Origin of the sequence: Nocardia puris, from assembly GCF_003315035.1 — a bacterium.
In the GTDB taxonomy this organism is placed as follows: Bacteria; Actinomycetota; Actinomycetes; order Mycobacteriales; family Mycobacteriaceae; genus Nocardia; species Nocardia puris.
This window is the reverse complement of record NZ_QNRE01000025.1, coordinates 26618-45360: the sequence shown is the minus strand read 5'-3', so window position 1 is coordinate 45360 and position 18743 is coordinate 26618. Positions and strand designations below refer to the sequence as shown.

Below are 18743 nucleotides of genomic sequence, written 5' to 3'. Positions count from 1 at the left end.
CAGAAGGTTGGGAGTTCGAGTCTCTCCGGGCGCACTTCACCCTCAGACCCCCCGTTCGGACCTCCCGGACGGGGGGTTTCGTCGTGTATGCCCAAGATCCAGGTGGCGGGGATGCGGGTCAGCATCTCGACTCGCTTGGCGAGTGCGATCGGGTCGCGCGGCTTGCTGCGGCCGGCCTCCCATCCCGCGTATGAGCCTGCGGTGACGCCGATCTTCTCGGCGAATGTCTTCTGGTCCATCCCCGTGGTCTGCCTCGCCTTGCGAAGGGTGTCGTGAAGCTCCCACGTGGGGATGAACTTCGCGCCGTCCACACGGTCTGCTGTAGCAGTCATGGGCAAAGTATGGCAGACCCACGCAAACCCAGCAACAGTGGCGAAGACCACATATTACCGACTAGTACAGGTTGACTGGGTTAATCCCAGCATGCTTGACTTGCTGCCATGAGAAACAAGCATACTGGGAGTAGTTACGAGGACACGGAAGTGCTGAGTGTCGGTCCGGCGGCCGCGATCCTCGGCGTCTCCCCCGACACCCTCAAGCGATACGAGCGCGACGGACTGATCGCCTCGCGCCGAACCCCCACCGGCCACCGCCGCTTCCTGCGCGCCGATGTGGAACAGCTCCGCGACTCCGCCGACCGGGCGTCCGCATAGAACAGCCCCCACCTGGTGCAACAGGTGAGGGCCTCGAACGAAAGGAAGCTCGTCGTGACCGACGATACCGTACCCGACCTCACTTCCGCCGCCGCGCGGTCGCAGCGCGACGCGCTGGCCGCCCGGGTCGACGTGCTCGACAAGCTAGGTGTGCTGCGAACACTGCCCGACGACATGCACGTCACCACCGACATGGTGGCCGAGTTCTACGAGGTGCCGAAAGAGACGGTCTTCACTCTGGTGCGGAACAACCGCGACGAGATTGAAGCCGACGGCTACCAAGTTCTCACACGCTCGGCATTCGAGGAGACTTTCGACACCAAAGTCCCCTCCTCGGCGAGCCGCATCGCCCTCTTCCCCCGCCGCGCGGTCCTCCGCGTCGGGATGCTACTGCGCGATTCCGCAGTCGCTCGCCGGGTACGGGACATGCTGCTCGACACCGAGACATCCGGCGTGCCGATGCCGACCGGGCCTGAGCTGCTGGCGCACGCCGTCCTCGAAGCGCAGAAAATGCTGAGCGACCGGGACCGCCAGATCGCGCAGCTCACCGAGAAGGTCGCCGAGGACGCACCGAAGGTGAACTACGTCGAGCTGTACGTGGCCGACTCCGATCTCCTGAAGCTGCGCACCGTCGCATCCGCCAACGAGGTGGGCGAGGAGTGGTTGCGAGACCTCCTCTTGGCGAAGGGCTGGATCTACGTCGAGACCGAGTCCCGGTGGTCGAACACCAAGGGCTGCATGGAGATTCGCCGCCGCTACTCCGCGTACTCGCATAAGCGGCAGTACTTCCGGCCCGTCGAGGTGCACGAGGCCCCGCGCTTCAAGGGCGAGGTCATGCACACCCTGAAGGCCACGCCCGCTGGCGCCGAGGCGATCGCGCGGCTCGTGAACCGGGAGCGTGTCGCATGAGCACGCCCGAGCTTCCGGCCGCGATTGAGGGCTACGACCAGCAAAGTCTCGACGCGATCGTGTGGCCGCGCATCGGCAAGCGCTTTCGCGAATGCACGCCAGCCGAACTAGATCGCGTCCTCGCGAAGATTCATGAGGAGATCGCGGAGGATCGCCGCGCTTCGCGCGCCGCCGAACTCAGGATCGCAGCGGGTCAGGCGGCGATCGATCAGTATCTCGCGGCGGTCGCCGACGGCATCCGCCGGGCCGAGAAGTGGGCGAATGGCGGTGTCGCATGAGCACTGCGTCCGCGAGCCAGTTCCTGTACTGGGGCGAGCCCACCCTGATCGACACCTACACCTCGTCCGTGGTCTCGGTCGGCGCGGGCGAGGTCCGCGCCCCCGACTCGCTTTCCCGCTGTCACCTGGTGGCGCTGACGGTCCACTGGGCGTTCACGTCCACACAGGTGCTGCTGACCTCCGAGCAGGCGGAGGCGCTGATCGCCGCGCTGACGCACGCGCAGTCGGAGCTGCCGGAATGACTTCCACAACCCCCCGTAAGAAGGCCCGCCGAGCAGCATCTCGACGGGCCACGAACACCCCAACAACAGGAGATATCAGGATGTTCACCCGCAAGAATACCGTCGCCGCCCTGGCCGCCATCGCGTTCGCGGTGCTCGGCGCGACCGCGTGCGAGCCCGTGGAGGGCAAGCCCACCCCCTCGACCACGACGGGGATCGACGCGCCCGGTCTGTGGATCGCGCCGACCACAACGCCGGTGGCGCCCAAGCCGACGCTGGACCCGTACTCGTCGAACGGCATGTGGACCGTGCCCGGCGACATCGGCTACGGCACCTACCGGGCGTACCCGACGGGTTACCTGGGGTCGGGCTACTACGAGCTGTGCCTGGACGTGGCCTGCTCGATCGGCGCCGGGATGATCGACAACAACTTCTTCGACGGCCCGGTGTTCGTGGAGATCACCACCGACGCGGCGTTCATCCGGCTCGACGACGTGCGGCTGGAGCCGGTCGGATGAGCGGCACGGAGGAGCAGTGGCGGCCGGCCGTCGGGTGGGAAGGCCTGTACGAGGTCTCAAACGTTGGCCACGTCCGGTCCGTGGCCAGGACGATAGTCCGGTCGAACGGCGCGCCTCAGTCGATTCGCGGGGGAGTCAAGGCGCAGTACCCCGATTCGGCGGGCTACATGCAGGTGACGCTGACGCGGGATTGCATCTCGCGCCGCAGCCGGGTGCATCGCCTTGTCGCCGAAGCTTTTCTGGATGGGTCTGGCCCAGTGGTCCGGCATTGGCCGGAACCGCAACGCGGCGAAGACGCACTGCCCTCGTGGCCACAGGCTCGCAGAGCCGAACCTGTCCTACGCCAATGGCTATCGCACGTGCCGATCGTGCACGTACGCCCGCGTTCATATCCACAAGGGTCGCGCCGGGGACATGCAGACCGTATCGGACGCGCAATACCTGCGATTCAGTCCCGACGCGGAGACGGCTCGAGGTGGTGCCGCATGACCGGATTCCTGGCGTTCGCTCTCGTGTGGACGATCGGCGCTGCGATCCTCTCCCCGCTGCTGGCGTGGCTGCTGTGGGGGTGGCGGCGATGAGCGAGAAGAAGCCGCCCGCGGCGCGCTGGAAGAACGGCGAACCGATCGGCGAGATCGAGGCCGACATGATCGCCAAGGCGTTCGGTTTCACCGGCGCTCAGCACATGAACGACGTGTCGGCGGGGCGGGTCCCGACCGCGTTCGGCCGGATCGTGAGGCGGTCGTGATGGCCTCCCTGCGTGCCCGTCAGCGCGCCTATCACGCCTCGGCGGGGTGGTGGCCGTTCCTGGCCGACCTGGTGCCGCCCGCGCTCGTCCTGCTGCTGATGCTCGCGCCGGCTGTGGGGTGGGTGCGGTGACGGCCGCCCTGCCGGAGCTGGCCGGCATCGAGCACCTGGACCACGAGCCCGCGTGCGAGCGCTCGGAGTACGGACGCCGCGTGCACGCCGATCCGCCGCGCGCGGACTACTGGGTGGTCATACATGGGTGCTGGGAGCGGTTCTGGTGCGCCAAGTGCCTGGAGTTCATGCGGGCATGCGAGAAGCGTTTTCTGTGCCTGGTCTGCTGGAAGACGTTCGCCGCGTTCGACCACGCCATCACCCGGGTGGTGCCGCTGCGATGACCGAAATCGTCCTGACCCCTGCCGATCTGGCACAGATCCTGTCCGGAGCGCTGAAGGCGGTGCTGCTCGCGGCCGCCGACGCGGATCCGGCGCACCAGACCGCGCTGACGCTGGCGGCGGTGGAGATCGAGACCGTCACGGATCTGCTGCCGCTGCTGTCGGGGGTCGCGACCCTGCCCATACCCGTCCCCGAGGGGACCTGAGCCCGCCCGGCCAGCGGTGCCCCTAGAGACCTGCTGGCCGGGCGTCACCAAACCCAATAGCCATCCCCGCCGAGTCGGTACTTCGGCGGGAACAGAGAAGGAGTCTACCTGTGACCGACACGAATCGGGCGATCGGTGAGTGGGCGGAGGGCCTGCGGGCCGCCACCACTCCCGCCGACGCCATCACCCCGCCGAACCCGGAGGCCGTGCAGGCGCGGCTGCTGGACCTGGCCCGCCAGCTGGAGTGGATGGGCGCGACCGAGCAGGCCGCCTCCGCCCGGTCCGTCGCCTCGGACCTGACCGAGCTGTTCGACAGCTACTCCCACCTGCGTGCCGACCTGGAGGTGATCGCCTCCTACGCGCCGGGGATCTCCGAGTTCGTGCGCACCGAGGCCGATCGGCACCTGAGGCGGTGGACCGCGTGATCGCCCTGGGCCACATCCTCCAGATCGTCTACGTCGGCATCCTGGGCGCGATCGCGTTCGGGATCTCCATCCACCACCGGCCCGACGACCCGGTCGCCGCCGCCTGCCCGTTCTGCGCCGCCGAGGGCTGCGAGCACTGCGCCTGGTCCGGGGAGATCGACGCCGCCGAGCTGGAGCACGAGGAGGCCGCATGACGGCGGAGTTCGTGGACGAGCTGCCGCCCACATCGGGCAGGCGACGGCTGGCCGAGTTCGCGACCGAGTTGCGTGAGCAGCCGGGCCGGTGGGCGCGTTGGCCGAACCCGATCTACGAGACCTCGGCAATCTCGATCGCGTCGAAGGTGCGGCGCGGCCAGTACCGGGCGTTCCCGGGCGGTGAGTTCGAGGCCGAGCACCGCGACGGCGTGGTGTACGCCCGCTATGTCGGGGGCGAGTCGTGAGCCGCTGCATCAGGACACAGCAGGAACTGGAGGCGCTGCCGCAGGGGACGGTGATCCACACCGGTGACGCGGTGTTCGAGCTGTGGTCGGTCGCTCGCGCGGGCGCGCCGATCCTGCGGTGGAAAACACCGGGGTCGGATCACGACTACGACGCCGTGTCGGTGGCGGCATATCTTCCCGGGCACGTGATTTGGGAGCCGCTGGCATGAGCGAAACGAAATGGTGGGAGCCGTACGAGCGTCCGGGCCGGTCGGGCCGCCTCGCGGAGATGACGGTGAAGCGGCCGCCGCGTGAGACCGCGATCGGCCGCGCCCTCGACGGTGACGAGGGCGACGAGGCGGTGCCGTTCGACCCGGACGCCGCGCGGGACCGGGATATCGCTGAGGGGGTGGGCGCATGGTGAGCGTGCGGGTGGCGGCGTGCGTGGAGTGCGGCGTCGAGTTCGGGCCGGCGGTGCGGCATTCGGGGCGTGGCCGCTGCAACGCCTGCTATCTGCGCCTCCGCCGCGCTTGCCGTGGCAGCGACGCGCCCTCGGACGGGCCGTGGGAGCAGCGCGGCGAGTGCCTGAAGTGGGAGCCGCACCTGTGGCACCCGGACGGACGCGCGTCGACCGAGGCGGAGAAGGCGGCCAAGGCAGAGCAGGAGAGGCTCGCCAAGGCGATCTGCCAGCGCTGCCCGGTGCTGGAGAAGTGCGGGCGGGCGGCGGCGCGCACGCGGGACGAGTTCGGCATCCGGGCCGGGTATCGGCTCGATGTCCCTGCCGAGCGTCGCGCGCTGCGCCGCGTGTACGGCGAGCCGACAGCGCCCAAGGTGTTCCAGGCGCCCACGCCGCGCGAATGCACGGCGTGCGGGACCGAGTTCGAGGCCGTAAAGGCGACGCGCTGCCAGCTGTGCCGCCGTGACTTGGTCTCCGCTGCGGCGGCACGCGCGGAGATAGAACGCCTCCTCGCGGCGGGGTGGGGTCTGACGCGGATCGCGGCGGCGTGCGGGTCGAACACGACCACGCTGGCGGGCATCCGGTCCGGGCAGTTGGTGAGGGTGCGGCGGGTCACCGAGCGCCGCATCCTCGGCGCGGCCGCCCAGCTCGAGGCGGTGAGCGCGTGATCCGCAACCTCGACGACCTGCGCCTGACGTTGCGGGATGGCCTGTCCTCCACACAGTTCCATCTCGACTTCAACCGGCGCTTGTACCTGACGGGCTACGACGGCGCGGACCCGATGCACTGCACGACCCACGGCCTGGAGCAGATCCGCCAGATCCATGACCTGACGGGCGCGATCATCGCCGCCCTGGAAGGGGAGAAATGACCGACATCGAGGCGTACACGAACGCCGACCTCGCCTACAAGATCGTGATGCTGAAGACGCTCGCCGATCTGGTGCTGGAGGAGTTCAAGCGGTCCAAGCAGGTGATGGGCGAGCAGATCGCGCGCGGTGACAGCGTGGCCGCGCGCACCGCCGATGACCGCAAGCTCGGGCGGGTCACCAAGTCCGATCCGAAACCCGAAGCGACCGTGACCGATCCGGACGCCTTGGATGATTGGCTGCGCACCGAGTACCCCGACAAGATCGAATCCCGCGTGGAACTGGGGCGCGTGGACGAGATCCTGCCGATCCTGATCGACGCCGGACGCAGCGACCTGTTCACCGAGGTGCATGTGGTTCCCGCCTACCTGGTCGGGCAGGCGAAAGCCGCCGCGGCGAGGGGACGCCCGATTCCCGGCATCACCGTGGCGCCCGGCAAGCCGGTGGTGTCGGCGACGAAGGAGATCACCGCCGAGTACGCGGTGCGCGAGCTGCTGGCGGGGGCGCGGGTACCGCTGCTGGGAATCGAGGCGTGAGCATGGAATTCGAGGACGCGACGAAGGAAGCAGCGAAGGCGCGGATCGCGCTCACCGGACCCGCGGGGGCGGGCAAGACGTACACCGCGCTGATGCTGGCGTTCGGCCTCGGTGAACAGGTCGCGGTGATCGATACCGAGCGCGGGTCCGCGTCGAAGTACGTGGGCCGCAACGGGTGGCGCTTCCAGACGATGAAGCCCGCGTCGTTCGCGCCGCTGTCGCTGGTGGAGCACCTCGGCAAAGCGGCCGGCCGGTTCGACGTGGTCGTGATCGACTCCCTGTCGCACTACTGGTCGGGCACCGACGGCATGTTGGAGCAGGTCGACCGCCGCTCCGGCGCGAACAAATTCGCCTCCGGCTGGAAGGTCGTCGGCCCGGAGGAGAAGAAGATGATCGACGCCATCCTCGCCTTCCCCGGCCACGTGATCGCCACCCTGCGCGTGAAGACCGAGTACGTGCTCGAAACCAACGACCGTGGCAAGCAGGAGCCCCGCCGAGTCGGGCTCAAACCGATTCAGCGCGACGGGATCGAGCACGAGTTCGACCTCGTCGGCGACCTGGACCTGTCCAACACACTGACGGTCAGCAAGTCCCGCATCGAGGGCGTGGACATCGGTGCCGCCTACACCAAGCCCGGCGTGGAGCTGGCGGTGAAGGTCGCCGAGTTCCTCGCTGACGGCGCACAGATCCCGCCGGTGATGGAGTACCGAGAGCGCGCGATCGAACTCGACTCCGTCGAGGCGCTCAAGGAGCTGTTCGACGAAGTGTCGGGCCATCAGCTCGACGGTGCGCCGATGCTGGACGAATCCGGATTCCCCACGGTGCTGGGCGATTTCATCCGCAAGCGCGCCACCCAGGTGAAGATGCGCACCCCGGAGGCCGGGAAGTGACCGACTACAACCCGGCCGATGTCGAAGCTGCTATCCGCCAGTGCGCCAACCAGATCGCCGAAGGAGTGCGGGTGTGCGGGGAGCGCTACGCCGCGTTCCTCGACGCGGACCGCCTGTACGACGCCGCCTACGCCCGTGCCTATCTCGACACCACCGGGCCGGTGCACGAACGCAAGTACGGCGCTGAACTGGTGACCCAGGATGAGCGCGCGGCGCGCGACGCCGCCGACGCGGCGTACAAGTACGCGGACCGCCGCGCCCGCGCGCTGGAGGCCGAACTCCGGGCGCTCCAGTCCGTGGGCGCCAGCATCCGCAGCATGTACGGGGTCGCTGGGCGTGGGGAGGGCGCATGACCTACTGGCCGAAATCCCGCCGTCGCTACACGGGTCCGTCCGCCGCGGTGCTGGATCTGGTGCGCGCCCGTTGCGGCGGCCGCTGCGAACGCTGCGCGACGCCGGTGACGAATGCTGATGTGCACCACCGCATCCCGCGCGGGATGGGCGGCACCCGCGAGCCACGCGTCAACCAGGCGTGCTCGCTGGTCGTCATCTGCCGCCCGTGTCACGACTGGATCGAGTCCCGTCGTGACGCCGCGCGGGTGGATGGGTGGCTGGTGTCTCGCGGCACCGACCCGGCCTCGGTGCCGGTGCGGTCCCGGCTGCACGGGCTGGTGCTGCTCGGCGAGGACGGCACCGTCACCGCGGTCGTGGCGACGGTGCTGGACACGGTGGCCGAGGCCACCCGCCTGAGTCGGGGGACCAATACGCACGGGAGGTGCCCTGATGGCACGTGAATACGCGCAGATCCGGCTGGCGATCTGGAACGACGACGACTTCCGAGCGCTGTCACCGGCCGCTCAGCACCTGTACTTCATGCTGCTCACCTCGCCGACGATGACGTATTGCGGTGTGGCGGACTGGCGTCCGGGCCGCATGGTGGCCAACGCCGGAGCGTGGACGGTGGGTCAGTTGCGCGCCGCCGCGGAGGAGTTGGCGTCGGGCTTGTACGTAGTGATCGACGAGAGCACCGAGGAGGTGCTGGTGCGCTCCTACATCCGGCACGACGGGCTGATGAAGAACCCGAAGACGGCGGTGTCGATGACGATCGCGTTCGCGGGCACGGCGTCGCCTGTGCTGCGCGGGGTGATCGTGCACGAGTTGCATCGGCTGCGGGATCGGGAGCCGAATCTGGGTAGCTGGGCGCTGGAGAAGGTCGGGGAGGTGATGGCGCGCAAGGCCATCGACCCCAAGGGTTTTCCCCTGCCTTTCGAGGTGGGTTACGGGGTGGATCAGGGCGCGGATCACCCCCTGGATTACCCCCAAGGTTTACCCGTGGATCACCCCGTAGCTTTCGGTGAAACCCAGGGGGTGGGTTTACCCCAGGGTTTCCTACCTGCTCCTGCTCCAGCTCCATTAACCAGCTCCATAGGTGGTTACGTAACTGGGGTACGTCACGTGCCCGAACCGGCCCCGGCGGCAGACGCCCCACCCCCGAAGTTCCATCCCGAGCACCCCGACGCTCACGTCGCCGACTGCGCCGACTGCGGCGCCACCGCCGAGCGGTACGAGGCATGGCTGCGCGGGCGCCTGGCCGCCACCGAGCCGCCCCGGTTCTGCCCCCGCCATCCCGGCGGCACCAGCGACCCGTGCCACGACTGCCGGACGCTCCGCGAGCTGCACGAGCGCTGGACCGCGAGCCGCAAGCGCGCCGCCGAAGTGGCGCACGCCGCCGAGCGCAAGGCGAAATCCGAAATCGAGCGCCGAGCCGTCGAGGCGTGCTCGCTGTGCGACGACGACGGCTACCGCGGCACGACGCTCTGCACGCACGAACCGCCGCGAACTCGCCCGACGCTGCGCGAGCAGTTCGAGGCCCTGCGCGCCGAAACCGCCCAGCCCGCAACCGAACCCGAGGACTCTCATGCCTGAGCACCGGCCGGTGATCCTGACCGACAACGAACGCGCCCTTCTCCGCGCCCGCCACCACGACCTCGGCGAGCTGCTCGCCGCGCCCGAGTTCGCGCTCGAACGCTGGCGCCAGGCCACCTACTCCGGAGGCGGAGGCGGGTTTTGGTACGACTTCACCAGAACCGCCCTCGTCGGCACCTGGCACGAATGGCACGTCATCGAGACATGGCCCGACGGCAGCGCCAAGCTCTGCAAGCCTGGCGCCCTCATCCGCGAAGTGCGGATCACCTACCGCCGCCTGCACGCCTGGCGCGACTCCCTGCCGCCCGAGGTGCTCGCGCAGGCCCGCACATGGTGGGCGACCTGGCCGCAGAACACCCGCCGCCTCGACCGCCTGGACGCTCTCGTCCTCGCGCAACTCGCCGACCCCGCCCCGCCAACCGAGCCGACCCTGTTCGACCTCCCGCAGGAGCCCGCCCATGCCTGAGATCACCGTCTACGGCCGCCCCGGCTGCGGCCAGTGCCTGGCCACTACCCGCGATTCCCTGCGCGAGGTGCGTGAGCGGCTCGCCGCACTCGAGGGCCGGGTGTGGTCGGATCTGGCCCCGCCCGGCGGGTGGGTGTGCGCGGTGTGCGGTGTGCCGGTGGAGTCCGAGCCGTGCTCCGAGCACGAGCCGCCCGCAGTCCGGCTCGAGCTGGCCGAGGCGTGGATCGCGCACCTGGAGAGCGCCTACGGCATCCCCGCCGACGCGCGAGAGCGGTGGATGCTCCAGCGGCGCGCTGGAGCCCTCGAAACCCCCTCTCCCTCACCCGAACCCACACCCGACCCCGAAAGTCGCTCCACGGGGCAGCTGGGCGGCAAAGCCGACGCCCCTGTGCTGACCGTCGCCGAGCTGGAACGGCTCCGGCGGGTGATGCTCGCCTCGTACGGCGGGATCGAACCCGGTCCGGACCCCGAACCGCGCCTCGCGCACTACGCGCTCGAGCCGGACGGCGGGCTGATCGACGTGATCGACCTCGCCACCACCCTGGCGCGCCGCGTCGAGGAGCTGGAGCAGCGGGCCCTGGACTCGATGCCCGCGGGCGTCGACCAGGCAGGCGAGCCGGAGGGGTGCAGCGGGTGCGCGCCCGCGCCGCTGCCGCCCGACATCGAGTCCGCGAAAGCCCGCATCGCCGAGCTGGAGGCGGCCTTGCGGGACTTCGCCGAGCACGGCACCCGCCATGACCTCACCCCGACCAACATCAGCAGCAGCCCGGAGCAGCGGCGGGCGCAGCTGGAGGGATACATCCGGTCGATGGACGCCTCGGTGCGGACCCGCGCACGCACGGCGCTGACCCAGGCTGGCGAGACAACCGCGCCGAAGGGCGAGCTGGGGGAGGTGCGCGGATGAGCTGGGCAGTCGGATACGACACCAACTGGCGCCGTGACATCGGCTACGGCGTACCTGCTACCTGTGATCACCCCGGGTGCGGCGAGGGGATCAATCGCGGCCTCTACTTCGTGTGCTGCGGCGAGGAGCCGCGCGGCGGTGAGCACGGCTGCGGCCTGTACTTCTGCGGACAGCATCTGCGCTACGGCGACGACGACTTGCCAGCGAGGTGTGAGCGGTGCCAGGCCGGTGCGGACCCCTTCGCACCGACACCCGACGTGCCGGAGTGGATCAACCACAAGCTCACCGACCCGTCATGGCAGCGGTGGCGCGACGAGCACCCCGACGAGGTTGCCGCGCTGGACGAGCGGGTTTGGCCGGACGCCGAGATCGCGGGCGACGCCGCAGACCGATCCGGTGGCACCGTCTACGAGCTGCGTGAGGTGGACGGCCGTGGCTGACACCTCTCCCGCGCCGCGTCGCGCCTATCACGCCGAGATCACCATCGGCGCTGACACCCTCACCGACCTGATCTACGAGCTGGAGGATCTGGCGAACCGCCTCCGTGACGGCTACACGAGCGGCGACCTCCTGTCCGGTAGCCCGTCGAGCGGGGCGGTCGCGCGGATCGCCCATAACCCGGATATGACCCACGACCGATATATGGCAGACACCCTGGCGTGGCTGCGCCGAGGAGACGAAACCCCATGAGTGACAACACCGATGCCGCGCATCACCCCGCCCGCGAGATCACCGATCAAGCAGGGGTCGATGCCCTGCCGATTGGTTCGGTCGTACTCGACGCCTTCGCAGCCGCGTGCACGCGTGTCCACTCCGATCCGCTCATGGGCTGGGTTCGGGCTACCAGCGCGGTCCCGATGGGGCGTCACTGTCACCGGCCGTACCTGCCGGTCACCGTCCTGTACGTCCCCACCGAGGAGGCCCGCAATGCCTGAGATCAACCCGCTCGATCGGCTCACGGTGACGATCGCCGACCTGAGCCGCGAGCCCGGCGAGAGCGGCGACGGTGCGACAACGCGAGAGGTCGCCGCGTCAATCCTCGCCGCCGGATGGCGTCCACCAGCCCGCGTGATCGCTGACCCGGCCGACCTGGATGCGCTGCCGGTCGGGTCGGTGATCCTGGCCGGAACGTGGGCGGCACAGTCCACTCGGGTGGACGACAGCGGGCACGTGGTCTGGTGCATCTCTGGGAGCGGGGCGCAGCGGTGGAGCGCCGAGCTGCTCCGCCTGCACCGCGACGTCACCGTTCTGTGGACACCCAAGGAGGTGGACTGATGCGCCCGCCGTTCCCGTACTTCGGCGGCAAGATGTCCACCGCGGCGCGCATCGTCGAACTGCTGCCCGCTCACCGGCACTACGTCGAGCCGTTCGCTGGGAGCCTGAGCGTGCTGCTCGCGAAGTCGCCAGCACGGTTCGAGACTGTCAACGACCTCCACCAGGAGCTGATGACGTTCTGGCGGGTGCTGCGCGACCGCCCGGCCGAACTCGCGCGCGCGTGTGCGCTGACCCCGCATTCGCGCGCCGAGTACGCCGCCGCGGCCGACCTCGACGTGCCAGACGAGCTGGAGGTTGCCCGGCGGGTATGGGTGCGGCTCAGCCAATCCCGATCCGGGGCGCTGCGCCGGACCGGGTGGCGGCACTACATCGACCCCGGCGGTAGCTCGTCGTCGATGCCGGACTACCTCGCCGGATACGTGCAGCGCCTCGGCGCTGCTGCGGAGCGCCTGCACGCGGTGAGCTTGGAGTGCCGCCCGGCGCTGGAGGTGATCGCCGCGTACGGCGCGCACCCGGCGGTGTGCCTGTACGTCGACCCGCCCTACCTCGGATCGACCCGCAACGGCACCAACTACGCCCACGAGATGGCCAGCGACGCCGATCACGAGGAACTGCTCGAGGCGCTGCTACGCGCCCGGGCCGGTGTAGCGGTGTCCGGATACGCCAGCGACCTGTACGACGGCGCGTTGACCGGATGGGCGCGGGTCGAGATTCCGACGTTCAACGGCAACGCGGTCGACGGCGCCCGGACCGAGATCGTGTGGACCAACCGGGAACTGCCGGATCAAGGCCTCGATTTCGGGGAGGCGTCATGACCCTCGACCGCACCGGCGACGACATCCCAGACCGCTGCCCGTACGACTGCCGCCGTGGCTGGCTCACCCCCGACGACGCCGACGTGATGCGCGCCTGCCCCATCCACCGGCCCCGCCCCGCCCAGGCCGACACCAGCACCGGCCACATCAGCGCACGCGCCGCCGAGGCGATCGCGCGCGCCGACCGAGAGGACGACCATGCCTGAGATCCCACCCGCCCGCATCACCATCGACCGGTACACCGCGTCCTGCCTGCCCGAGGACCACCCCGAGCACCGGCACTTCAGCATCCTCGTCATGCGCCGCCGACGCCGCGACACCACCGGCTACGCCGTCACCGACGGCACATGGTGGTACGGCGACACCGACGGCCCCGCCCACACCGAACCCGTGCTGCTGGCCGAGTCCACTGCACTGACCATCGCGCAGGCCCGCGCACCACGCGTCCAGGTCAACGGCTTCACAGTCGCCGACGTGCTGGGAGGTGGCAATGCCTGATCAGACCCCCGCCCGCTGCACCTGCACGCACCGCCGCGCCGCGCACCTCCACCGCATCGGAGCCTGCCAGGGCCGAGGACTGCTCGGCGGACAGTGCCGGTGCGAGGTGTACGAGCCCGCCGACCGCGAGGAGGCCGACCGGTGACCCGCTCCATCGTCGGCCTGGACCTGTCGCTCACCTCCACCGGCATCGCCGTCCTCCACCCCGGCCGGCCACCGTGGTGCGGCACCATCGAAACCCGAGGGAAGGCCGACGACACGTGGCCGGTCCGCTACCAGCGGCTCACCGACCTCGCCCGCCGCATCCTCCCGCCCATCCCGGACTGTGCGCTCGTCGTGATGGAAGGACCCGCCTACTCCCGCACCACCGGCTCCCAGTGGGATCGCGCGGGCTTGTGGTGGCTGATGTACGACCTGCTCGCCGGAACCACGCGGCAGGTCCTGGTCGTCCCGCCGAACACGCGCGCCATGTACGGCACCGGCCGAGGCAACGCGGGCAAAGACACCGTTCTCGCCGCGGCCGTCCGCCGCTACCCGGACATCGACATCGCCGGCCACGACACCGCCGACGCCGTCCTGCTCATGGCCATCGGCGCCCGCATGACCGGCGCGCCGATCGACGACCCCATGCCCGCCACCCACCTGCGGGCGCTGGCGAAACTCGCACTGCCTGGGGAGGAGTGACCGTGCACGAACCCTGGTTCCTGGCATACGAGCGGGCTGAGGCGCAACCTGGAACTGCCCGGCCGACGGCACAGCCGCGAGGATGGCCGCCACAGCCCGCTCAACCACCACCGGATCGGCTACCTCGTACTCGAAATCGACGTCGACGTATTCGCGCTCGCTCATCGGGCAGACGGTAGCGAACATCACCATTCTGCGGGCCGGTTCGGCGGCTCGAGATCGTTGCGGGACCGGCATAGACTCGTTACTCATGAGCTACCGGGAGGCTGGTCCCGAGCACGAATGCCGCGCGGCGCGGCGGTGCAAGGCCCGTGTACGAGACGACGAAGGCGCCTGGCACGGCGTCGGCGTCGAACGCCCGAACACCCTATGCCGGGCGTGCGAGGCCGACGCGTTCGCCGCGATTCGCGACCTCCCCGACGACTACCGGCTGCTCTCGGCGGCCCGGACGGGGCCACGGTCACGGCAGTTGCAGCAGCGGGTCGCGGGCACGATGGAACGACCGATCCCGATCCGCCTCCCCATCGACACCCTCCAATCGGATATCGACGTGGAGGCCACCCGGTGGGCTGCGCGGCTGCCTGGTGATGACCCGGCCGGGGTACTGGAGTGCCTGGCTCTGGTCGGGCGGACTTTGGGGACGTTGGTGGACCTGCCGCCGCAGGAGGTGACGGTGTGGGTTCCGCATCCTGATGGTGGGGATTCGTGGGGGCGGACCGTGCTGGACGGGGTGGACGCCGTCCAGCGCCTCGCCGCGCTGCATCGGCGGGCCGTGCGGCTGCTCGGCCTGGAACCCGACCGTGATGAGCGCCTGCATGACGCCTGCCACGTGTGCGGGTTGCAGGCGTTGACGGTGTCGGTGAGGACGAGGTTGATCACGTGTAGAGCGTGCCGGAACGTGTGGGACGAGACCGTGTTCGCGCGGCTGAACGATCCGCTGGCGGCATGAGGACCGGCACCGGCGGGCGCCCCTGGGTCGCCCTGGAGCAGCCGAAGCCCGCGCCGGTGGATGACCGTTACGCGTACTGGCTGAACGCCCCGCCCGAGCTGTCGGCGGCGTGTGTGTATTGGGTGCGTCAGATCGAGCGGGGGTGGCTGCCGAACCGCCGCATCTCCCAGCAGGGCTACGACAACTCGGCGGATTGGTACGGCGTGTGGATCTGGGAGTACCTGCATGTCCTGGCGCCGCTCATCGCGGCCGAGCGTGAGAGAGGATCGGGAGCATGAGCGACATCGAAGAAGCGGAACGCCGCCTCGCCGCCGCAAAGGAGGAACTGCGCGCTGCCGAATTGGCGCATCGGCAGGTCGTTCCGTGCCAGCACCCCAGTATGGTGATCACCTCCGGCGACCCGCAGTTCCGTTGCGGCGACTGCCACGCCGACCTCCCCGACCCGCGCGGCTGCCAGCACCAGCACATCGACAACGACACCGAGCGATGCTCGAGCTGCGGGGAGAAGATGGTCCAGTCTCACCGCCACGAGCGGAGGGTGCTCACCGCGCCGAACAAAGCGGCCTGCACCAGACCGGACTGTGGTGGCACGGACGATCCCAACTGCGAGAACCCGTCCGGCTTGTACATCCCGGACGTGAGCCAGCAGCGTGAGGTGGTGATCCAGGTGGACTGGACCTACGACTGCTCCCGCTGTCGGCACGACGGCGACATCTTCGTATCGGGCGAGGAGCCGATCTGGAGTTGCGGGCGGGATCACCGTGGTGGCAGCGTCCCCGTGCGGGAAGGTGTGCCAGCGTGACCGCGATCGAGGAGTTCATCCGCGCTCGACTCGACGAGGACGAGCAGATCGCGAGGGCGGCGGCCGAGCGCCGCGGCCAGTGGTGGACGGCGGTCGATCCGTTCTCCGGTGACGATCCCGACCGGGTAGAAGGATCAGGGTCGAGTGCGGTCGCCTACGACTCGGCTGCCGAACCTGCCCGGCACATCGCCCGCCACGACCCCGCCCGCGTGCTGCGGCAGGCGCCGGTCCTGCGGGCCGTGGTGGAGCTAATAGAGGGCATGGTGAGCGCGACTAAGCAGATCGAGGCCGAGGACGCGGTGCTGTACCCGCTCGCCGCGATCTGGGACCAGCACCCCGACTACCTAGAGGAGTGGAAGCCGTGACCATCGAGGAGTTCATCAAGGCCAGGCGATGAGTGGCGCGCAGCGGACGAGTCTGGAGTGGGCGCGGCAGATCGCTCACGCCTATCGCAACGCGCTCCGCGCTGTCGACCCGGACCGCTGCGCGAAACTCGACGCCCTCGCCCGTAAACGGGGGCAGCGCTGGATCGCCCCCACGAGCATCCCTGCGGCCGCCGCCGAGCATGGCCTTGACTCCGTCCTCCCGCCGAAGCTGATCGAGCAGACGTGGGGTATCCCAGCAGCGACCTTATACGGCTGGAAATCGAAAGGGCTGCTGGTCGACAGGGGGGAACGGCGCGCCCCCCGCTTCCTGGTTCGGGATGTGCTGGAGGTTCAGGCCCGCCGCCGCACCGCATAGCGTGGCGGCTGGACAACAGATGATCTTCCCGGAAGACTGGTCGAAGTGGCACACGTGTGCCCATTCCCCGGATGGACGTTCCGGCCCCCGAAACCTCGGTGAGGAGTCCATCCCATGCAGAACATCACCATCGGCCGATACCGCCACGACACCGTCATCCAGTGGGCCGGGTGGATCGAGGGAACCCGCGAGGACGGGTCGACCTGGATTCTGTGGCTGGACGACAACGGCAACCCGTGCGTGTACTTCCCGCACCGGGAACCGGACGGCGCGGTGACCGGTGAGCCTGTCCGGCTCGCCCCCTGATCTCGCAGCGTGCCGCTGTACCCCAGCCGGGCACGAGCACGCTGCGACCCTTCCCCCTCCGGAGGTTGTGATGGACCTGCTGGTGTTCGTGGCCGGTCTGCTGCGCTGCCAGGCCCCGGCTCGCACACTGGAGTGGCGCTACGACACCCCGATCGGGGTGTGGACGTGGTGACCGCCGCACTCATCGCGCTCTTGGCCGTGCAGTTCGTGGCCCTGGCCGCCACAATCCGGCATCGACCATGCCGCCGCCACCGTTGACCTGGTACGGCCGCGTCCGTCAGCGCGTCTCTGATCGCGCTGACACCGCCACCGTTGCCTTGGTTCGGCTGATACTTCGTGTGATCGGCTGGACCCCGTAAGCCTCGTAGCGCGTCAAACCGGCCCCGTACGACAGCCGTCCGGCAAGCGCCCCAACGCACCTCGAACCCTTCGGGAATTCCGGTAGGTTCGCGTGCCGCAAGCCCGGCCCGACCTTCTTCCGGGTGGTCACGCTGCGCGCTACGACACCCCTCATGTCTCACGAAAACGCTGGTCGCATCGAAAACGCCGGTATGTTTCGTCCGATTCGCCCGAATTTAGGAGCCTGCCATGCTGTCCACCCTGTCCGCCATCGCGAACGCCGTCGACCTCGGTGAGGTCGCCCGCGGCGTGCTCATCATCCTCGGCGCGATCGTCGACGGCCTGCTCTGATGCCTCCCCGCCCGGCCGAACGGGTCACCGTCGACCTGGCCACACGGAGGCTCCTCGTCGACGGCGAGGAGTTCCCGTACGCCATCACCGAGGATGATCTCGATGTCCTTGGTGAAGAACGTGAGGGTCACCGATCGCAGCTCGTTCCGCGCGATCAGGTTGTTGATCTGCGGACCGTCCCCGAACGCGCGGGCCTAATGCGACAGACCACCCTCGCCGACCTCGGCCTCGGCGACATAACACCCGAGGTGATGCCGTGCTCTACGTCGTCATCGGACCCCCAGCGGCCGGCAAGTCCACCTGGTGCCGCGAGCACGCCCGACCCGGCGACATCGTCATCGACTACGACCGCATCGCCCTCGCGCTGAACCCCGACCGCGACCCCGACAGCCACGACCACCCCAACACCATCAAGACGGTCACCAAGGCCGCACGACAGGCCGCGATCGACAAGGCGCTGACCCTCGCCCACCAGTGCGACGTGTTCATCATCCACTCCACCCCCTCGGCCCAGCTCCTGGCCCGCTACCGCACGGCTGGAGCGGACATCGTCACCATCGACCCCGGCAAGGCTGTGGTCATGGAGCGAGCCAAGGCCGAGCGGCCCTGGTGGATGCACGGAGCCATCAAGAAGTGGTACGACCAGCAGGACGACCAACCGCAGCAAACCCGCAGGTCAGAGCCTCGCACGGCGAAACGTCGGAGGACCACCGTCGAACGTGGGTACGGACAGCAACACCGCAAGCTCCGTGAAGCGCTCGCCCCAACGGTCCGAGCAGGCAAAGCGGTGTGCTGGCGATGCCAGGAACGTATCCACCCCACCGAGCCGTGGGACCTCGGCCACGACGACCACGACCGCAGGAAGTACCGCGGACCCGAGCACGTCACCTGCAACCGCGCGGCCGGCGCAAGATCTTCCGGCCGCCACCGTAAATCTTCCGGTCCCAAGCCGCGGTCGCGGGAGTGGTGAACACGGCCGATCGGGACCGGAAAATCTACGGCCGAGGCATCGGAAATTTTCCGGTGACCCCGGAAGTTTTACGGTCGCTAATTCATTGAAGTCCGACACCGGCTCATTAGGGCGCTCACTAATTGGTCGAAGTCAGACTTTGGCACGCTAAGGGGGGGAGGGGGGCCGCGCGGGGGGCGTGGCCAGCGGCGCGACTCCTT

The 18743-nt window shown here is 69.2% G+C and carries 40 protein-coding genes and 1 pseudogene; 40 read left to right on the top strand and 1 reads right to left on the bottom strand.

Annotated features, from left to right (window positions below; genetic code table 11):
* Positions 1–332, bottom strand: a 332-nt coding sequence (locus DFR74_RS33555; RefSeq protein ID WP_147266026.1) for a helix-turn-helix domain-containing protein, incomplete at its 3' end; no start/stop codon positions are given.
* 108 nt (positions 333–440) lie between these two features.
* On the opposite strand from DFR74_RS33555, the gene DFR74_RS33550 reads away from it, so the two are divergent.
* The 40 genes and pseudogenes from DFR74_RS33550 to DFR74_RS37515 all read left to right on the top strand — a co-directional run bounded on the left by DFR74_RS33550 (position 441) and on the right by DFR74_RS37515 (position 18543).
* Positions 441–653, top strand: coding sequence for a MerR family transcriptional regulator (locus DFR74_RS33550; protein WP_084537515.1), 213 nt, complete (start codon positions 441–443; stop codon positions 651–653).
* Positions 654–707: 54 nt separating this feature from the next.
* Positions 708–1562 (top strand): phage antirepressor KilAC domain-containing protein, encoded by an 855-nt coding sequence (locus DFR74_RS33545; protein WP_067508048.1) that lies wholly within the window; start codon positions 708–710, stop codon positions 1560–1562.
* On the top strand, positions 1559–1840 hold the full coding sequence (locus DFR74_RS33540; RefSeq protein WP_067508047.1) for a hypothetical protein: 282 nt from the start codon (positions 1559–1561) through the stop codon (positions 1838–1840). Before DFR74_RS33545 ends, DFR74_RS33540 begins: the two co-directional genes overlap by 4 nt.
* Positions 1837–2082, top strand: a complete 246-nt coding sequence (locus tag DFR74_RS33535) for a hypothetical protein (protein WP_067508045.1) — start codon at positions 1837–1839, stop codon at positions 2080–2082. The genes DFR74_RS33540 and DFR74_RS33535 overlap by 4 nt, the downstream gene beginning before the upstream one ends.
* 80 nt (positions 2083–2162) lie before the next feature.
* Entirely contained in the window at positions 2163–2579 is a 417-nt protein-coding gene (locus tag DFR74_RS33530) for a hypothetical protein (RefSeq protein WP_067508043.1), read from the top strand.
* Positions 2576–2752: pseudogene (locus tag DFR74_RS38190) on the top strand (NUMOD4 domain-containing protein); the annotation flags it as partial. The gene DFR74_RS33530 and the pseudogene DFR74_RS38190, both read left to right, overlap by 4 nt.
* Before the next feature lie 404 nt (positions 2753–3156).
* On the top strand, positions 3157–3327 hold the full coding sequence (locus DFR74_RS36410) for a hypothetical protein (protein ID WP_157115825.1): 171 nt from the start codon (positions 3157–3159) through the stop codon (positions 3325–3327).
* Positions 3327–3458 (top strand): hypothetical protein, encoded by a 132-nt coding sequence (locus DFR74_RS37715; RefSeq protein ID WP_267898931.1) that lies wholly within the window; start codon positions 3327–3329, stop codon positions 3456–3458. The genes DFR74_RS36410 and DFR74_RS37715 overlap by 1 nt, the downstream gene beginning before the upstream one ends.
* Positions 3455–3721, top strand: coding sequence for a hypothetical protein (locus DFR74_RS33515; protein ID WP_147266025.1), 267 nt, complete (start codon positions 3455–3457; stop codon positions 3719–3721). The genes DFR74_RS37715 and DFR74_RS33515 overlap by 4 nt, the downstream gene beginning before the upstream one ends.
* Positions 3718–3924: a hypothetical protein gene (locus DFR74_RS33510; protein ID WP_067508037.1), complete on the top strand. Its 207-nt coding sequence runs from the start codon at positions 3718–3720 to the stop codon at positions 3922–3924. The genes DFR74_RS33515 and DFR74_RS33510 overlap by 4 nt, the downstream gene beginning before the upstream one ends.
* Positions 3925–4034: 110 nt before the next feature.
* Complete coding sequence (locus DFR74_RS33505) at positions 4035–4349, top strand: hypothetical protein (RefSeq protein WP_067508035.1); 315 nt, start codon at positions 4035–4037, stop codon at positions 4347–4349.
* Positions 4346–4543, top strand: coding sequence for a hypothetical protein (locus tag DFR74_RS33500; protein WP_147266024.1), 198 nt, complete (start codon positions 4346–4348; stop codon positions 4541–4543). The genes DFR74_RS33505 and DFR74_RS33500 overlap by 4 nt, the downstream gene beginning before the upstream one ends.
* On the top strand, positions 4540–4788 hold the full coding sequence (locus DFR74_RS33495) for a hypothetical protein (protein WP_067508032.1): 249 nt from the start codon (positions 4540–4542) through the stop codon (positions 4786–4788). Before DFR74_RS33500 ends, DFR74_RS33495 begins: the two co-directional genes overlap by 4 nt.
* A complete protein-coding gene (locus tag DFR74_RS33490; protein ID WP_067508029.1) occupies positions 4785–4997 on the top strand; it encodes a hypothetical protein in 213 nt (70 codons plus the stop codon). The genes DFR74_RS33495 and DFR74_RS33490 overlap by 4 nt, the downstream gene beginning before the upstream one ends.
* Positions 4994–5191, top strand: a complete 198-nt coding sequence (locus tag DFR74_RS33485) for a hypothetical protein (RefSeq protein ID WP_113975397.1) — start codon at positions 4994–4996, stop codon at positions 5189–5191. The genes DFR74_RS33490 and DFR74_RS33485 overlap by 4 nt, the downstream gene beginning before the upstream one ends.
* Positions 5185–5892, top strand: coding sequence for a WhiB family transcriptional regulator (locus tag DFR74_RS33480; RefSeq protein ID WP_067508027.1), 708 nt, complete (start codon positions 5185–5187; stop codon positions 5890–5892). Before DFR74_RS33485 ends, DFR74_RS33480 begins: the two co-directional genes overlap by 7 nt.
* Positions 5889–6095: a hypothetical protein gene (locus DFR74_RS33475; protein WP_067508025.1), complete on the top strand. Its 207-nt coding sequence runs from the start codon at positions 5889–5891 to the stop codon at positions 6093–6095. The genes DFR74_RS33480 and DFR74_RS33475 overlap by 4 nt, the downstream gene beginning before the upstream one ends.
* Positions 6092–6628, top strand: a complete 537-nt coding sequence (locus DFR74_RS33470) for a hypothetical protein (RefSeq protein ID WP_067508023.1) — start codon at positions 6092–6094, stop codon at positions 6626–6628. The genes DFR74_RS33475 and DFR74_RS33470 overlap by 4 nt, the downstream gene beginning before the upstream one ends.
* Before the next feature lie 2 nt (positions 6629–6630).
* Entirely contained in the window at positions 6631–7518 is an 888-nt protein-coding gene (locus tag DFR74_RS33465; protein ID WP_067508021.1) for an ATP-binding protein, read from the top strand.
* Positions 7515–7871 carry a hypothetical protein gene (locus DFR74_RS33460; protein WP_067508019.1) on the top strand — a complete coding sequence of 119 codons (357 nt, stop codon included), beginning with the start codon at positions 7515–7517 and terminating at the stop codon, positions 7869–7871. The genes DFR74_RS33465 and DFR74_RS33460 overlap by 4 nt, the downstream gene beginning before the upstream one ends.
* A complete protein-coding gene (locus DFR74_RS33455; protein WP_067508017.1) occupies positions 7868–8311 on the top strand; it encodes an HNH endonuclease in 444 nt (147 codons plus the stop codon). Before DFR74_RS33460 ends, DFR74_RS33455 begins: the two co-directional genes overlap by 4 nt.
* The gene (locus DFR74_RS33450) at positions 8301–9443 is read left to right on the top strand and encodes a hypothetical protein (RefSeq protein WP_067508015.1); all 1143 of its coding nucleotides are present in this window, start codon (positions 8301–8303) and stop codon (positions 9441–9443) included. The genes DFR74_RS33455 and DFR74_RS33450 overlap by 11 nt, the downstream gene beginning before the upstream one ends.
* On the top strand, positions 9436–9909 hold the full coding sequence (locus tag DFR74_RS33445) for a CIA30 family protein (RefSeq protein ID WP_067508013.1): 474 nt from the start codon (positions 9436–9438) through the stop codon (positions 9907–9909). The genes DFR74_RS33450 and DFR74_RS33445 overlap by 8 nt, the downstream gene beginning before the upstream one ends.
* Positions 9902–10813, top strand: coding sequence for a hypothetical protein (locus tag DFR74_RS33440; protein WP_067508011.1), 912 nt, complete (start codon positions 9902–9904; stop codon positions 10811–10813). The genes DFR74_RS33445 and DFR74_RS33440 overlap by 8 nt, the downstream gene beginning before the upstream one ends.
* Positions 10810–11253, top strand: coding sequence for a hypothetical protein (locus DFR74_RS33435; RefSeq protein WP_067508009.1), 444 nt, complete (start codon positions 10810–10812; stop codon positions 11251–11253). The genes DFR74_RS33440 and DFR74_RS33435 overlap by 4 nt, the downstream gene beginning before the upstream one ends.
* On the top strand, positions 11246–11503 hold the full coding sequence (locus DFR74_RS33430; RefSeq protein WP_147266023.1) for a hypothetical protein: 258 nt from the start codon (positions 11246–11248) through the stop codon (positions 11501–11503). The genes DFR74_RS33435 and DFR74_RS33430 overlap by 8 nt, the downstream gene beginning before the upstream one ends.
* Entirely contained in the window at positions 11500–11748 is a 249-nt protein-coding gene (locus DFR74_RS33425; protein ID WP_067508005.1) for a hypothetical protein, read from the top strand. The genes DFR74_RS33430 and DFR74_RS33425 overlap by 4 nt, the downstream gene beginning before the upstream one ends.
* Complete coding sequence (locus DFR74_RS33420; protein WP_067508003.1) at positions 11741–12088, top strand: hypothetical protein; 348 nt, start codon at positions 11741–11743, stop codon at positions 12086–12088. Before DFR74_RS33425 ends, DFR74_RS33420 begins: the two co-directional genes overlap by 8 nt.
* Positions 12088–12903: a DNA adenine methylase gene (locus DFR74_RS33415; RefSeq protein WP_067508001.1), complete on the top strand. Its 816-nt coding sequence runs from the start codon at positions 12088–12090 to the stop codon at positions 12901–12903. The genes DFR74_RS33420 and DFR74_RS33415 overlap by 1 nt, the downstream gene beginning before the upstream one ends.
* A complete protein-coding gene (locus tag DFR74_RS33410) occupies positions 12900–13109 on the top strand; it encodes a hypothetical protein (protein WP_067508000.1) in 210 nt (69 codons plus the stop codon). The genes DFR74_RS33415 and DFR74_RS33410 overlap by 4 nt, the downstream gene beginning before the upstream one ends.
* Positions 13102–13401 (top strand): hypothetical protein, encoded by a 300-nt coding sequence (locus DFR74_RS33405; protein WP_067507998.1) that lies wholly within the window; start codon positions 13102–13104, stop codon positions 13399–13401. Before DFR74_RS33410 ends, DFR74_RS33405 begins: the two co-directional genes overlap by 8 nt.
* A complete protein-coding gene (locus DFR74_RS36405) occupies positions 13394–13546 on the top strand; it encodes a hypothetical protein (protein WP_157115824.1) in 153 nt (50 codons plus the stop codon). Before DFR74_RS33405 ends, DFR74_RS36405 begins: the two co-directional genes overlap by 8 nt.
* The gene (locus DFR74_RS33400; protein WP_084537513.1) at positions 13543–14085 is read left to right on the top strand and encodes a hypothetical protein; all 543 of its coding nucleotides are present in this window, start codon (positions 13543–13545) and stop codon (positions 14083–14085) included. The genes DFR74_RS36405 and DFR74_RS33400 overlap by 4 nt, the downstream gene beginning before the upstream one ends.
* A gap of 250 nt (positions 14086–14335) precedes the next feature.
* Entirely contained in the window at positions 14336–15034 is a 699-nt protein-coding gene (locus DFR74_RS33395) for a hypothetical protein (protein WP_067507996.1), read from the top strand.
* The gene (locus DFR74_RS33390; RefSeq protein ID WP_067507994.1) at positions 15031–15312 is read left to right on the top strand and encodes a hypothetical protein; all 282 of its coding nucleotides are present in this window, start codon (positions 15031–15033) and stop codon (positions 15310–15312) included. Before DFR74_RS33395 ends, DFR74_RS33390 begins: the two co-directional genes overlap by 4 nt.
* Positions 15309–15836: a DUF7459 domain-containing protein gene (locus tag DFR74_RS33385; RefSeq protein WP_084537512.1), complete on the top strand. Its 528-nt coding sequence runs from the start codon at positions 15309–15311 to the stop codon at positions 15834–15836. Before DFR74_RS33390 ends, DFR74_RS33385 begins: the two co-directional genes overlap by 4 nt.
* Positions 15833–16201 (top strand): DUF6221 family protein, encoded by a 369-nt coding sequence (locus DFR74_RS33380; protein ID WP_067507992.1) that lies wholly within the window; start codon positions 15833–15835, stop codon positions 16199–16201. The genes DFR74_RS33385 and DFR74_RS33380 overlap by 4 nt, the downstream gene beginning before the upstream one ends.
* A gap of 28 nt (positions 16202–16229) precedes the next feature.
* Positions 16230–16577 carry a hypothetical protein gene (locus tag DFR74_RS33375; protein WP_067507990.1) on the top strand — a complete coding sequence of 116 codons (348 nt, stop codon included), beginning with the start codon at positions 16230–16232 and terminating at the stop codon, positions 16575–16577.
* 114 nt (positions 16578–16691) lie between these two features.
* Entirely contained in the window at positions 16692–16883 is a 192-nt protein-coding gene (locus DFR74_RS33370; RefSeq protein ID WP_067507988.1) for a hypothetical protein, read from the top strand.
* A 946-nt stretch (positions 16884–17829) separates the two neighbouring features.
* The gene (locus tag DFR74_RS37515) at positions 17830–18543 is read left to right on the top strand and encodes an AAA family ATPase (protein WP_067507986.1); all 714 of its coding nucleotides are present in this window, start codon (positions 17830–17832) and stop codon (positions 18541–18543) included.
* The last annotated feature ends 200 nt before the right edge of the window (positions 18544–18743 follow it).